This is a genomic window from Gordonia sp. 852002-50395_SCH5434458 (assembly GCF_001665905.1).
GTDB lineage: Bacteria > Actinomycetota > Actinomycetes > Mycobacteriales > Mycobacteriaceae > Gordonia > Gordonia jacobaea.
Genome location: NZ_LZTC01000067.1, coordinates 57,198 through 71,445, shown reverse-complemented (window position 1 = coordinate 71,445; position 14,248 = coordinate 57,198). Strand labels below are relative to the sequence as shown.

Below are 14,248 nucleotides of genomic sequence, written 5' to 3'. Positions count from 1 at the left end.
GCATCGGCTCGGCCAGCGCACCGTTTGTCGTACCGCCCACAGCCGTCGACCTCGTGCTGCGCGCACATCCCCAACTCACCCGCGCACAAGCCACCGACCTACTACGCCGCACCGCCTACCCGGCCGGATACCCGCTCGACGACCAACGCCCCGGCGCACAGTCGTGGCAGCGCCTCAACCTCGCCCGCGCCTACGCCGCCCGCTGATCGAGCCCAACCCGCTGATCGAGCTTGTCGAGATCACCCGCCCCGCCGAGACTTGAACTGCGGCAACACCTCTGCGCCCACGCGGTGCTCATCGGCACGGCCACGTGGTCGTGTGGTCGCAAGCACATAGTCGCGCGCCCGTCCGGCAACTCGCTGCAGCACAAACTGAGTGGGGATTCACATACGCGTCTCATGAGGTCTTCTTTGCCTGCTGTTCGCCTATTGGACAACAAAGACCGCTTCGCTAACTTCTCGTGACCCGCGAACTTCACAGCCTGCCCGATTCGAAGATCTCTGCTGTTCCATCGATGTCGCGTCGGCGGCTCATGCAGACCGCTGCCGCCGCAGCCGGCACAGCGGCCGCGCTCGCATCCGGTGTATCCGAAGCGGTTGCCGCGCCGCGCCGTCAGGCTTTCCTGCACTCGGTGGCATCCGGAGATCCGCTGTCTGACCGCGTCATCCTGTGGACCCGGGTCACTCCCGAGCCGCGGGCAACACCCGGGTCGGGATTCGGCGAACCGACGAACGTCCGGTGGCAGGTGTCCCACGACCCCGGCTTCGCGCGCATCGTGGCGTCGGGCATCTTCACCACCTCTGTCGATCGCGACCACACCGTCAAGGTCGACGCCGCCGGCCTGTCGCCGTCGACGCGGTACTTCTATCGTTTCGTCGTGGCCGACGGCCCACTGGCAGGCGCTGTTTCACCGACCGGTCGCACCAAGACCGCACCAGCGCTGTCGGCCGATATCGACAAGCTTCGGTTCGCGGTCTGTTCGTGCGCGAATTACGAAGCGGGCCATTTCATCTCCTACCGCGGCATGGCTCAGCGGGATGACCTCGACTTCGTGCTTCACCTCGGCGACTACACCTACGAATACGAGACCGGCGGATATCCCGGCGCTTACAACGAGACCGTCCGCACCACCGCGCCGGTCCACGCGACCGTCACCGCCGACGACTACCGGATCCGGCAGGGCAAGTACCACCAGGATCCCGATCTTGCCCGCGCGCACGCCGCTCACCCTTTCATCTGCATGTGGGATGACCACGAATCCGCCAACAACTCCTACCGAGACGGCGCCGAGAACCACAAGACTCTCACCCAGGGCAGCTGGAGCGCTCGCAAACGCGCGTCGGACAAGGCGTACTTCGAGTGGATGCCGGTGCGCCCCAATTCAATCGACAACGGCGAACACCTCTACCGCCGGTTCCGCTTCGGTCAGCTCGCCGAGCTGATCATCCCCGATCTACGCTCCTACCGCGACAAGCAGTCCTACCTCAAGGTCGACGATCCCAACCAGAGCATCACCGGTAAGACGCAATACAAGTGGCTCGAGACCTCGATCACGACGTCGTCAGCGCGCTGGCAGGTGATCGGCAACGAGGTGATGATGGCTCCGCTGGTGATTCCCGAGACCACCGACCCGCGCGTCGCTGACTGGCTGCACAAGCAGATCGGCCTGCCCGCCGACGGGATCACGATCAACAACGACCAGTGGGACGGATATCAAGCCGAACGTCGTGCGCTGCTGCAGGCGATCGACATGGCGGGCAAGAAGAGTGTCGTGCTCGTCACCGGCGACATCCACAGCTCGTGGGCCAGCGAGATTCCCCTCAACGTGCCCCACTACGGCAAGGATGCGAGCGGGCGCGTGGTCGCGTGCGAATTCACCCCGCCGAGCATCACCGCGGCCAGCGGCTACGACACCATCGCCATCAACAGGGCACTCGCGGCGCCCGTCACGACGACCATGGACGTCGCCCAGGAGACCATCAAGACCGCGAACCCCTGGATCAAGGACGTCGAGCTCACCACACACGGTTTCGGAGTCATGGAGATCGACAGGTCACGCGCGCAGATGAACTGGTTCTACGTGAAGGACGTGATGAACCCGGCGTCGTCGGTGTACCCCGCCTTCAGTTGGTACACGCGCGTCGGACAGCCAAAACTACGGCGCGCCTGAACTATTCGCCATCTCTGACAACCCGACCGACACTCACGACGGCCGACCTCCCGCAACGATTGGACTCTCATGCATTCCGAGCACTCCGCCGTGACTCCACGGCGCACACTGGCCCTCGCTGCGGGGCTGACGGCGGTTGCCGTGGCCGCGACGGTAACCGTCGGCGCGACGTCCGCGCATGCCGCACCCCTCGGCCAACCGTCTGCGCCGTTCCCCACCGAATGCAGGTCGGGTAGCACACTGACGCTCGGTGAACTCGTGCCGATCGTTGCCAAGTCGCTCGACGCCCGAGCGCCCGGAGCCGCAACGACGATCGACAGCGCCGCCGGCCGCTTCTCCACGCAACTACACAACAGCACCGTCAGCACGCTCGTGGTCACTCAGCGCGGGTCGGAAGTGAGTCCCGGTCAAGGCGTGCAGGCCACCCACGGCGCCAATGCGTTGGTCCAGCAGGTGTTGTCGATCAAGAACGGCACCTACCGTGACGGTTACCGACTCTCCTCGATCACGCTCAACGACGCGATCGAGACCGTTCTCGTAGGGATCGAGGCAAACGACGCGATCGTCCTCGACAACATCGCGACCATCCTCGACGAGGTCGCATCGAAGGCCGTCTCGGGTGCCGTCGGTGTGCCGATCGTCAGCAGCATCATCGGCTCCATCGCGGGAAAGATCGTGAAAACGGTCGTCGAGCTGCCGGGGACCGTGGCCGAGAAGGGCGGAAACGCCCTCGGAGACAAGGCAGACAGCACGTGTCTGGCGGCCGGGGACGGCACCAAACCGGTTCAACGGGAAAGGGTCAAGAACGCCTTCGCCGTGAACGTCAGCCCTGAGCTGACCACCTTCGCGAAGTCGTTGAGTCCGTCGAGTGACGACTGTCGCCCGCTGGCAGGCTTGAGCCTGGACGAGGCCATCGTCTACGTCGGCGCGACGCATGGATCGACGCTGCCGAAATCGCAACAGGCGTCGTTTGCGGCGAGCGTCAAGAGCGTCCGAGCCAACCTACACAAGGTGTACCTCAGCAACGCATTCGTCCCGAAGGACAAGGACGAGCTGATCGGCGTATTCGAAAAGGTGGCGGGTCTGCCGATCATCGGCGGCCCTGGCCTGACCTATGCTGCCGGAGTGCTGCAGAACCTCAGTGCCGGCGGCGAACTCAGCCACTACATCCCATTGTCGGATGTCTCGGTCAACGCCGTGTTCAACGGGGGCCGTGCCGTCAACGATCTCCGAACTTTCAAAGCAACACCCGAATGGGCGCTTGCGAGCGCACAGGGTGCTACAAAAGCGTTGTGCCGCACCACCGATGAAGGTAAGCCCTACCCGGGCGCCGACAAGACCGTCTACCTGGGCAAGTAAGGAAACACTCGATGTCATCGATCCACATTCCCGTCAGATCGCTCAGGCGCGTCGTCGCGGCCACCGCTCTGACCGCCTGCGCACTCCTCGGCGCACAGGTACCCACGGCCGTCGCGGCGCCGCCTCGACCCAACCCGACGCCGTTCCCCGCGGGTGCGATCGCGACGGTGTACCAGTCCGACGTCCACGGCTCTGACGTCATCTATTGGCCAGTGATCTCGAGCTTCACCGACATTCGCAATAACCACCCCGACACGATCGCCGAGAACTCGGACAGGGCCGCGGCGATCAATCAGTCGGCGAAGAACGATCCGGCACGTCAGAAGCGGGCACTCGACGACGGCTACGCGATTGACAGCTTGTCGCAGACGCAGCTCTACACAATGTCGGATGCGTTCGGCACCAACCTCGGTAGAGATTTCCGTCAGGCCCTTGCTGACAAACGACTGCCCAAGGTCTCGGCTCTGCTCGACACACTATTCGCCCGGGGCCAAGGCATCGCTGCGTCCACGGCGGTCGAGAAGGCCCTGTCTGACAACGACCGTCCGTATGTGGCCGAACCCGACCGCATCACGGTGTACAACCGGCCCGGCAGGTCCAAGAGCGACGTGCAGTCCAGCGGCTCGTCGTACCCGTCCGGGCACACCGCCTCGGCAATGATCCGCACCGGGCTGCTCGCATTGATGATTCCCGAACTCGCACCACAGTTCCTCGCGCGCGGCAGCGAGGCCGGCTACAACCGCGTCGTCCTCGGCGTGCACTACCCGCTCGACGTGATCGCCGGACGCATGGTCGCCGACGCCGCCGTCGCCGACAGATACGCCGACCCACGCTTCCGCCCACTGATCGTGGCCGCCGGACAGGAACTCCGCGCAGAACTCGAATGGCGTTGCCGCGCAGCACTATCGACGTGCATCGCGCGCGACACACCCTATCGCAGCACACCCGACGCACTGGCCGACTACAACAAGCGCATGTCCTACGCACTCTCGCGCATCGGCTCGCCGAGTGCAGCGTTCGTCGTACCGCCCGCAGCCGTCGACCTCGTGCTGCGCGCACATCCTCGCCTCACCCGCGCACAAGCAGCCGACCTACTGCGACGCACCGCGTATCCCGCCGGATACCCACTCGACGACCAACGCCCCGGCGCACAGTCGTGGCAGCGCCTCAACCTCGCCCGCGCCTACGCCGCCCGCTGATCGAACCCCACCCGCCGAGCCACCCCGCTGATCGAGCTTGCTACCCGCTGATCGAGCCCACTCCGCTGATCGAGCTTGTCGAGATCACCGCCCGCCGACCGAGCCAATCCGCTGATCGAGCCCCACCCGCTGATCGAGCTTGTCGAGATCACCACCCGCTGATCAGCTTGTTACCCGCTGATCGAGCTTGTCGAGATCACGCAGCCCGGCGAGACTCGAACTGCGGCAGCACCTCTGCGCGCACGCGGTGCTCGGTGGCCGAGCCGTCGATCGGCACGATGAGCACGGCGTCGGCGACCTCTGCCGCGTAGATGTCTCGGATCAGTGTGGCCAGGCCGTGCGGGGTGCCGACGTAGCGCACGGTCTCTGCGCGATCCCCCACGGACGTCACCGCCGAGCCGGCAGCCGACACCGAGGCGACAGACGCGCGCGCCGACCCCGGATGCGGTGCGATCGCAACCTCGACAGCCAGTGCTACCGAGAAGTTCGCGGTGTCACGGGTGCCGGCCCGCAGTAGCGAGCGAGTGCGCTGGGCGTCGCGCAGCGTCGAACGTCGCACGACGATCGGCAGTTCGGCGGCACCGGCGTCGCCGACGATCGCAACCCGCAGCGCCGGGCGGCCGATGGTGATGACGCCGGTGTCGGCAGCAAGGAGCTGGTCGGCGAGAACGTCTGTCGGAGAACTCGATTGGATCGTCACGAGTGTGCCTTTCGGTGGTGGATGTCGGGGGCGTCGGCGCTGCGATCGCTCAGGCAGCGCAGCGCGTGGAGCAGGCGGTCGACGTCGTCGGACGAGCTGCCGAGTCCGAAGCTCGCGCGTACGGCGCCGTCGGGATAACCGAGTCGGTCGAGAAGCGGGTGAGCGCAGAACTTTCCGTCGCGCACACCGATGCCGTGTTCCGAACTCAGGTACTCCGCCACCTCGCGCGGGCTATGGCCGTCGACGGTGAAGCCTGCGATGCCGACGCGCTCGAGGCCGTCGTCGAAGACACGAAGGGGGGTGACTCCGTCGATCTCGGCGAGTCCGGCGTCGAGTTGTGCGCACAGGTACGCCTCGTGCGCGCCGATCCACTCGTGTCCGAGATCGGTGATCGCGTCGCATGCGGCAGCAATCGCGATGGCGCCCAACACATTAGGAGATCCCGCTTCGTGACGCGCTGCACCCGTGTGCCACGACACCGACGCGCAACCGGCCTCGACGTCGACGTCTGCCGTTGCACCGCCGCCCGCCAGATACGGCTGCGCGGCGTCGAGCCAGTCGGTGCGTCCGATCAGCACACCCGCGCCGAACGGCGCGTAGAGCTTATGGCCCGAGAAGACGAGGTAGTCGATGCCGTGGCTGACGATCGACACCGGGCGATGCGCGACGAGTTGTGCGGCGTCGACGAGGATTCGGGCGCCGTGCCGGTGCGCAATCGATGCGAGTCGCGAGATCGGGAGGACCTCGCCGGTCACGTTCGACGCCGCGGTCACCGCAAGTAGCGCGGCGGGCTTGGCTGCGAGTTCGCGCTCGACGGCGGCGAGAGTCTCATCGATGGTCGACGCAACTTCGACGATGCGTGTCCACTTGTCTTTGCGTTCGACCCATGGAAGCAGGTTCGCGTGGTGCTCGATGTCGAGAACGACAACGTCGCCAGGCGTCACATGCGCCGCGAGGTTGATCGCGTCGGTGGTGTTGCGAGTGAACACGACGGCGTCGTCGGCGCGACCACGGACAAAGCGTCGAACGGTCTCGCGGCACTCCTCGTAGCGACGCGTCGTGACCTGCGACAGATGTCCCGCGCCGCGGTGCACGCTGGCGTAGGTGCTCAGCGAGTCGGCGACGGCATCAGCCACCGCGCTGAGTGCGGGGGCGCTGGCCGCGTAGTCGAAGTTGGCGTAGCGCACCGTCGTACCGTCGGAAAGCGGCGCGCATTCGGCGGCGCCGACGACGTCGGCGAGTGGGGCGATAGTTGGGGTCTGCGCAGGCGAAACAGCCTTGGCCTGCGAGAACTCGGTGTGCGAACGGGTGACGACAGCAGTCATCGAATAGTCTCCTTGGAATCCACGCTTGCCGTACCCACCCTGGGCACGGCCAGGTCGTCACCCGGAGCACCCCACCGCGGAGGAGGGTTGCCGACCAGCTAGCCGGGGCTTGTCGCTGGCACTCATGACCTGTTCCAAGGATCACCGACGCGACGCTGAGCTGTCAACTTTCACTCAGCGTGCACGAAAGGCGGCCGAGGGTGCGATCGCCGAGCGTGTTATCGAGCCCGATTCTGCGCGCCGGCCGCGCCGGTCTGTGCGCGGTTGCGCTTCCACGCAACCGGTAGCGTGAATCCATGCCAGCTTCGGAGGTCTTCGTCCTGTCCAGGCCGCACGGCACCGTTCGAGCGCGTGGCGCTTCCGCGGGATTCACCGACGCCACCGAGGCTGCCGAGGCGTTGCGTTCCGGGCGCATCGGCGCCGTCACCGGGGCGATCGGGTTCACAGCCGCCGACGACGCCGCGCTGCTGGTTCCCGAAACCATCACGCACAGCGGTTCGGCGATCGTGGGGCAAGCGCCGGAGCCTGCTCACGCCGAGCGCGTCACATTGATTCCCGACGCCGCGACGCATCGGGACCGGGTCGCACGTGCCATCGACGAGATCGACGCGGGGGCGTTGTCGAAGGTCGTGCTCGCGCGCGCCGTCGAATTCGATGTCGAACCTCCCGTCGACCCGGACCGACTTCTCGAAGCCCTGGCGTACGGAAACGCCGAGCACTCTGCGTTTCTCGTCGACCTCAGCGTCGACGAGCACACCGACCCGCGCGCTCGATGGCTCATCGGAGCTAGCCCAGAAGTGTTGCTGCGCAAGCAAGGTCTCGAGGTTACGTGCCGCCCCTACGCGGGATCGGCGGCGCGCTCAGCAGACCCCGACGTCGACCATGCTGCCGGCCGGGTACTGCTCGCCTCGACGAAGGACCGGGCCGAGCACGCGTTCGTCGTCGACCATCTCCGCGACGCGCTCGAGCCGATCTGTCGCGAACTCGACGTGCCCGATCAGCCTTCGCTGGTCTCAACCGGCGAGATGTGGCACCTCGCGACAGCGATTCGCGGCGTGCTGAGCGATCCGACGATCACCGCACTCGACCTCGCACTGCTGCTGAGCCCGAACCCTGCGGTGTGCGGAACACCGGGAGATGTTGCAGCACAGTTCATCTCGAATCACGAGGAGCGTCGTGGATTCTACGCGGGCGCCGTCGGATGGTCGGGCTCCGCGGGCGACGGCGAGTGGATGGTGACGATCCGTTCGCTCGAACTGTCCGACGATCGTCGTCACGTCCACACCTGGGCAGGCGGCGGCATCGTCGCCGGGTCGGAGCCGCAGGCAGAGCTCGACGAGACGTCGGCGAAGCTCGCGACCGTCCTGCGCGCGCTCGGCGTCGTCGAGCTCGGTTGACGTCGGGGTAGTGGGTGCGTGCCCGCGTCGTGGAGCCCACACCCCCGCGCCGAACCACCCGCACTCAGAGCGACGCGGCGAGGGAGTCGGTCAGGATGTCGAGGCCCTGGTGCAGTTCGTCGTCGCTGATCGTCAGCGGCGGGGCGATGCGGAAGATGCCGCCCATGCCGGGTAGCTGGACGATGTTCATGTGCAGTCCGCGCTCGAGGCAGGCTGCAGTCACCTTGGCACCCAACGCATCTGCGGGAGTGCGCGACGCCTTGTCGGTCACGAGTTCGACGCCCTGCAGCAGCCCGCGGCCCCGGACGTCGCCGACAACCTCGACGTCGTCGCGCAGCCCGATCAGCCTCTCGCGCAGAACATCTCCGAGCTTGGCGGCACGCTCGACGAGCCCCTCCCGTTCGATCACGTCGAGCACCGTGAGGGCGACGGTCGCGGCGAGCGGATCCGACGCATGGGTCGTGTAGAAGAGGAATCCTCGCTCGGCACAACGGTCTTCGATCTCCGCACTCGTCACGACGGCTGCCACGGGTAGGCCCGCGCCGAGAGTCTTCGAGAGTGTGAGGATGTCCGGGGCAACTCCGTCGCGCTCGAACGCATACATGGTACCGGTACGGCCGAGTCCGGTCTGCGCCTCGTCGAGGATCAGCAGCATGCCCCGGTCGTCGCACATCTGCCGCAGCCGCGCGAGGTAGCCCTCGGGCAGCTCGATGATGCCACCCGACGACAAGATCGGTTCGACGATGCACGCGGCGAGCGAGCCGTTCGACTGCGTGTCGACGGCCGCGAACCCATACTCCAGTTCGGCTTCCCAGTCGTAGGACCCGTCGGCGTTGCGGAACGGCGAGCGGTAGGCGTTCGGGGTGGGAAGCGTGAAGTTGCCCGGCAGCGTCGGGCCGTAGCCGCGTCGACCCGCCGAGAACGTGGCAGCCGCTGCGCCAGAGGTCATTCCGTGCCACGACCGGTCGAACGAGACGATCTCGTACCGGCCGGTGGCGAGTTTGGCCATCTTGATCGCCGCCTCATTCGATTCGGCTCCCGTGGTCAACAGCACTGTGCGCGTGAGGTTGTCGGGCAGCGTCGTCGACAGCCGCGAAGCAAAGTCGACGACGGGCCTGCTGAGCATGCCGCTGAACAAATGGTCAAGCGTGGCAACCGAATTCGATACCGCTTCGACGATCGCGGGATGCGAATGGCCCAGCACGGCGCTCATCTGACCCGACGTGAAGTCGAGGATCGCGTTGCCGTCGGAGTCGTAGACGTACGACCCCGAAGCGCGTTCGATGATGCGCGGAGTGAACGCGGGGATGTAGCGGATCAGGTGTCGCTGGGCGGCATCCCAGAAGGCGTCGTCTGTCATGGTCGTCCTCAGATCGGTCGTGCGGATCATCCAACTATGGCATAGTCGGTTAGGACATTCATCTTTCAGGAGCACACGACCCCGATGGGACCTCAGCCGCCGATCAGCGTCAGCGAGCACTCTGACATGCCCATTTACCGGCAGATCGTCACCCAGTTGACCTTCATGATCGAGATGGGACAACTCGGCGCCGGCGACCGCCTACCCGGTTCCCGTATGCTCGCCGACAATCTCGGCATCAACCGGAACACCGTCGCCAGAGCCTATGGCGACCTACGTGCGGCCGGGCTTGTTGAATCGCGGGGCCGCGGCGGGATGGTCGTGCTCACCGCGACGTCGACGCAGCCGCGGTCCGAAGCACGCGATACCGCCCGCGAGACACTGCGGCGCGCGGTCGACGAGTGCCTACAGCTCGGGCTATCCCCCACCGAGATCGGCGACCTCGCACTGAATCTCGCTGTCATAAACGCTGATTCACCTCGGGTGTACTTCGTCGAGTGCAACGACGACCGCGCCGACTACTTCGCAGACGAACTCACCGAGAAGCTCGGCATTCGGGTCACTCCGCTCGTACTCGACCACTTCGACCCAGACGCCGTCCCTGCAGACCTGGTACTCACCACGTTCTTCCACCTCGCGCAGGTCCGCGGGTTGATGAGTGATCGCGCCGAGGTGGTGGCCATCGTCGTCGCGCCGCACGTCCGCACGCTCATGCAGATCGCCGACGTCCCGCCCGAGCAGAAGGTCGGGCTCTGGTACAACACCGCCGATCAGGCTGCGAGCGTGCGGGATTCGCTCTCAGCCGCGGGCATCACAGACGTCACGATGCTCGACGGGACCTCCGACGACGAGCTCGCAGGACTCGACGTCGTCGTGATCCCCAGCGAGACAGCAGAACTCGCCGACCGGCTCTCGCAGCGGGTACGCGTCATCGAGTTCGGCAACGTCCTCGACGACGCATCGGTGCGCATGGTTCGAGAAGTGCTGCGCGACCTACGGGCGACGAGTCAGCCGAGCGCCTGATCCAGATCGCCGAGCAGGTCGTCGACACCCTCGAGTCCGACCGATAGTCGCACCACCGAGTCGCTGAGCCCGATCGCCGCCCGACCATCCGGACCCATCGCGCGGTGCGTCGTCGTGGCGGGGTGGGTGATGAGCGACTTGGAGTCGCCGAGGTTGTTCGAGATGTCGATGACCTGCAACGCGTTGAGCACCTCGAACGCCCGCTTCTTGCCGTCGACGCCGTCATGGTCATTGAGTTCGAACGTCACGACGGTGCCGCCGCCCGACATCTGCTTGGTCGCGAGGTCGTACTGCGGATGCGATGTGATGAACGGGTACTTGGTCCACCGCACGCGTGGGTCGGCCTCGAGGAATTCGGCGATCCGCAACGCCGACGCCACCGACGCGTCGACGCGCAGGCGCATGGTCTCGAGCCCTTTGAGCAGCGTCCACGCATTGAACGGACTCAAGGCGGGACCGGTATGACGCATCAAAGTCTGCACCGGACCGTCGATGTACTCCTTGGTGCCCAACACCGCGCCGCCCATCACACGGCCCTGGCCGTCGATGTGCTTGGTACCCGAGTAGACGATCACGTCGGCGCCGAGGTCGAATCCGCGTTGCAGTAGTGGTGTGGCGAAGACGTTGTCCAACACCACCTTTGCGCCCGCAGCGTGAGCAAGCTCAGAAACCTTCGCGACGTCGACGAGAGTCTGCATCGGATTCGACGGCGTCTCGAAGAACACGGCGTCGGTCGGCGTCGACAGCGCCTGCTCCCATTGGTCGAGGTCCTCACCGTCGACGAAAACCGTTTCGACGCCCCAGCGTGGCAGGATCTCGTTGCACACCACGAAGCACGAACCGAACAGGCTGCGCGCCGCGACGAGCCGATCGCCGGCCTTCAGTAGTGCGCCGAGCGCCACGAACACCGCGGCCATGCCGCTCGCCGTCGCGAAGCATGCCTCGGCACCGTCGAGCAGGCGTAGGCGCTCCTCGAACATGGCGGTCGTCGGATTTCCGTAGCGGGAGTAGACGAATCGCTCGTCCTCACCGGTGAATGCGCGCTCGGCCGCTTCTGCGGAGTCGTACACGTAACCGCTGGTGAGGTAGAGCGCCTCGGAGGTCTCGAAGAAGCCGGAGCGAGCCAGGCCGCCGCGCACGGCGAGGGTGTCGAAGGAAACGCCTTCTGGCAGTTCGTGACTCACGACTGCCTCCACGGAAGATTGGAGGCACGCCACCCGACGGCGCCGCGGTGGTCGTTCTCGTCGAGTGCGCCCTCGAATCCGTCGAGAACGTTGTACGCCTTGGCGATTCCGGCCGCGGTCGCCGCCTCGGCAGCTCCGATCGAACGATGTCCGGAGCGGCACAAGAAGATCACTTCGTTGTCGTCACGAATACCCGCATCGCGCAGTTCCGCGATGAATGCCTGGTTGGGCGACCCGTCGGGAAAGGTGTTCCACTCGACGAAGACGGCGTTCTTCTCGATGACTTCCAGATCCGGGACGCCGACGAATGCCCATTCCGCCGTGGTGCGACAGTCGACCAGAACCGTGTTGGGGTCGGTCTCCAGCATCTCCCAGGCCTGCTGGGGAGTCAGATCGCCTGCATAGGTCATGCCCTGCACACCTTCCGCTCTCTGTTGTCGCCTATCCCGAACGCACTGCTGGCCGGGAGTTTCGTCGCCTAGCAATGTACTCGCGCGCCGGTCGTGGCGTGATTTCGACCCGAGCCCACCATGACCCCGGCTCGCCATGACCCCAGCCCACCACCCCGGCAGTCCCACCGGACCCCGACACTCACGCGTCCACCGCAAGTGCTGCGACGACGGCGTCGAGATCGTCGCTGTCGGCGCGCCTGATCGCCCACGTGTCCATGGGCATTGCGAGATCGGAGATGGGAAGAAGCGTGAACTCACTGCGATCGATGGCGCGCATCGACTCCGTCTCCTCCGGAACCAGGGTGAATCGGTCGCCCCCGCGGAGCATCAATGCCATTCCTGAGATGGTGGAGTAGCGGTGCGAGGCGTCGACGAGCACACCGAGGTCGCGCAGAAGCCGCGTGTACGGCCCGTACCGCAGGTCCCAGTGCCTCGGGCCGGACACCAACGTCATGCCCCGCAGGTCAGCGGTCGTGATTGCGGCCGCCCCCGCGAATCGCGACGCGTCGACGACGGCCACGACTCTCGACGACGTGAGCAACGTGCCCACAAGGTCAGGATGGTGTTCGGGAAGATGCGAAATCGCGAGATCGATCTCGCCGCCGAGGAGCTGCTCCGGCATCTCCAGCGACGGCATCTGGGAGAAGATCACCCGATGCGTTTCGTCGACCTGGTCGGCAACCGCCGAGATGCGTCGACGCTGTGCGTGTGTGAGCTCGTCCGGAACGGCAACCCGTAGGTCCGTGTGCTGGGTCGCGCGCACCGCGGACGGTAGTGCGTCGAGATCTGCGACGACCCGTTCTGCGAGCGGAATCAATGCACGACCCGCATCGGTGAGTGCGGTGTGGTGTGTCGACCTGTCGAAGAGGCGGACGCCGAGCTCGGACTCCAGCGCCTTGATCCGTTTACTCAGCGGAGGCGCGGACATGTGAAGTGATTCCGCAGCCCTGGTGAAGTTCAGCTCACGTGCCACAGCGAGGAAGTACCGCAGGTGCATGACATCCATAGAAATATCCAACGCTCCACATCGAACTCGGTATTTCCGTTTGGGCAACACAGGAGCGTCCGAACCGATCGTTCCCTTCCGTTCACGACGCTCCTAGCGTGGAGGTAAATGAGCTCTGTTCGCGAGCACACCGGGAGGCACCATGATCGAGCATCTGTACGTTCTGGATGGCCGCAACCACTCCATCCTGCGGGTCGATCCCGGTGACGGCACCGTCGAGACCGTGACCGATGAGACGGGCTACATGCCGGACGGGATCGTCACCACGCCCGACCGCATCTACTGGACGACGATGGGCAAGCCCACCCGCGCCGCGGCGACAGCCGACACCTCGTCAGACGAGGCCTGGGATTTCAGCGCTCCGAACGGCTCGTTGCGCACCTGCGCCCTTGACGGTTCCGGACAGACCCAACTGGTTCCCGACGGCGCCATCACCACCGGCAAGCAGCTCACCGCCGACTTCCACGCGGGTCTGCTCTACTTCTGCGACCGCGAGGGCACGACGGTCTATCGCGTGGCCACCGACGGCACCGGCCTCACCCCGCTGGTCCACAACACCCGCGACGACACTTGGACACAGGAATGCGTCGGTGTCGCGAGTGACCCTGTCGGCGGGTTCCTGTACTGGACGCAGAAGGGCCCGAGCAAGGGCGGACGCGGAAAGATCTTGCGCGCGGGCCTCGACCTCCCGGAGGGCGAAACCGCTTCCACCCGAACAGATATCGAAGTGCTGTGGCATGACCTACCGGAGCCGATCGACCTCCACCTGGACCTCGACACGAACACAGTCTTCTGGACCGATCGCGGAGCAGCGCCGTCGGGCAACACGCTCAACCGGGCGGCGATACCCGACAAGGGTCACGCAGGCGCCACCCCGGAGATCCTCGCGCGCGGCTTCGACGAGGCGATCGGCCTGGCCGTCGACTCCGACGCCGGATTGGTCTACGTCAGCGACCTCGGCGGCTCGATCCGGTCTGTCGAGATCGGTGGCGACCACACCGTACGCGACATCATCCATCTGCCCGACTCGTCGTTCACGGGCATCGCCGGCCTCTGAGACGCCGGGCCCTGGG

12 protein-coding genes, 1 pseudogene and 1 riboswitch are annotated in these 14,248 nt (G+C 65.8%); of the genes and pseudogenes, 7 read left to right on the top strand and 6 right to left on the bottom strand.

Annotated elements, in window-relative coordinates:
- The 4 genes and pseudogenes from A5785_RS23530 to A5785_RS15750 form a co-directional block, all read left to right on the top strand.
- Positions 1–206 (top strand): annotated as a pseudogene (locus tag A5785_RS23530) (acid phosphatase); the annotation flags it as partial.
- 254 nt (positions 207–460) lie between these two features.
- Positions 461–2,170 (top strand): alkaline phosphatase D family protein, encoded by a 1,710-nt coding sequence (locus A5785_RS15760; RefSeq protein ID WP_231894031.1) that lies wholly within the window; start codon positions 461–463, stop codon positions 2,168–2,170.
- A gap of 69 nt (positions 2,171–2,239) precedes the next feature.
- Positions 2,240–3,529, top strand: a complete 1,290-nt coding sequence (locus A5785_RS15755) for a hypothetical protein (RefSeq protein ID WP_064867427.1) — start codon at positions 2,240–2,242, stop codon at positions 3,527–3,529.
- 11 nt (positions 3,530–3,540) lie between these two features.
- Entirely contained in the window at positions 3,541–4,728 is a 1,188-nt protein-coding gene (locus A5785_RS15750; protein WP_082937786.1) for a phosphatase PAP2 family protein, read from the top strand.
- A 196-nt stretch (positions 4,729–4,924) separates the two neighbouring features.
- Here A5785_RS15750 and A5785_RS15745 read toward each other — a convergent pair whose 3' ends face one another.
- Together A5785_RS15745 and A5785_RS15740 are read right to left on the bottom strand one after the other, a co-directional pair.
- Positions 4,925–5,428 (bottom strand): hypothetical protein, encoded by a 504-nt coding sequence (locus A5785_RS15745; protein WP_064867425.1) that lies wholly within the window; start codon positions 5,426–5,428, stop codon positions 4,925–4,927.
- Complete coding sequence (locus tag A5785_RS15740) at positions 5,425–6,753, bottom strand: aminotransferase class V-fold PLP-dependent enzyme (protein ID WP_064867423.1); 1,329 nt, start codon at positions 6,751–6,753, stop codon at positions 5,425–5,427. Before A5785_RS15740 ends, A5785_RS15745 begins: the two co-directional genes overlap by 4 nt.
- 16 nt (positions 6,754–6,769) lie before the next feature.
- Positions 6,770–6,883, bottom strand: a riboswitch (SAM riboswitch).
- Between the two features lie 166 nt (positions 6,884–7,049).
- On the opposite strand from A5785_RS15740, the gene A5785_RS15735 reads away from it, so the two are divergent.
- Positions 7,050–8,150: an isochorismate synthase gene (locus A5785_RS15735; RefSeq protein ID WP_064867421.1), complete on the top strand. Its 1,101-nt coding sequence runs from the start codon at positions 7,050–7,052 to the stop codon at positions 8,148–8,150.
- A gap of 64 nt (positions 8,151–8,214) precedes the next feature.
- Here the strand turns inward: A5785_RS15735 and A5785_RS15730 are convergent, their stop codons facing one another.
- Positions 8,215–9,510: an aspartate aminotransferase family protein gene (locus A5785_RS15730; RefSeq protein ID WP_049700106.1), complete on the bottom strand. Its 1,296-nt coding sequence runs from the start codon at positions 9,508–9,510 to the stop codon at positions 8,215–8,217.
- 84 nt (positions 9,511–9,594) lie between these two features.
- Here A5785_RS15730 and A5785_RS15725 point away from each other — a divergent pair, with 84 nt between their 5' ends.
- On the top strand, positions 9,595–10,533 hold the full coding sequence (locus tag A5785_RS15725) for a GntR family transcriptional regulator (RefSeq protein ID WP_064867419.1): 939 nt from the start codon (positions 9,595–9,597) through the stop codon (positions 10,531–10,533).
- Here A5785_RS15725 and A5785_RS15720 read toward each other — a convergent pair.
- From A5785_RS15720 to A5785_RS15710, 3 genes are all read right to left on the bottom strand, one after another.
- Positions 10,518–11,717: an O-succinylhomoserine sulfhydrylase gene (locus A5785_RS15720; RefSeq protein ID WP_049700107.1), complete on the bottom strand. Its 1,200-nt coding sequence runs from the start codon at positions 11,715–11,717 to the stop codon at positions 10,518–10,520. The genes A5785_RS15725 and A5785_RS15720 overlap by 16 nt on opposite strands.
- Entirely contained in the window at positions 11,714–12,127 is a 414-nt protein-coding gene (locus tag A5785_RS15715; RefSeq protein ID WP_064867417.1) for a rhodanese-like domain-containing protein, read from the bottom strand. The genes A5785_RS15720 and A5785_RS15715 overlap by 4 nt, the downstream gene beginning before the upstream one ends.
- Before the next feature lie 181 nt (positions 12,128–12,308).
- Positions 12,309–13,175 carry a LysR family transcriptional regulator gene (locus tag A5785_RS15710; protein ID WP_064867415.1) on the bottom strand — a complete coding sequence of 289 codons (867 nt, stop codon included), beginning with the start codon at positions 13,173–13,175 and terminating at the stop codon, positions 12,309–12,311.
- Between the two features lie 142 nt (positions 13,176–13,317).
- On the opposite strand from A5785_RS15710, the gene A5785_RS15705 reads away from it, so the two are divergent.
- Positions 13,318–14,232 (top strand): hypothetical protein, encoded by a 915-nt coding sequence (locus A5785_RS15705; protein WP_064867413.1) that lies wholly within the window; start codon positions 13,318–13,320, stop codon positions 14,230–14,232.
- Positions 14,233–14,248: the final 16 nt, after the last annotated feature.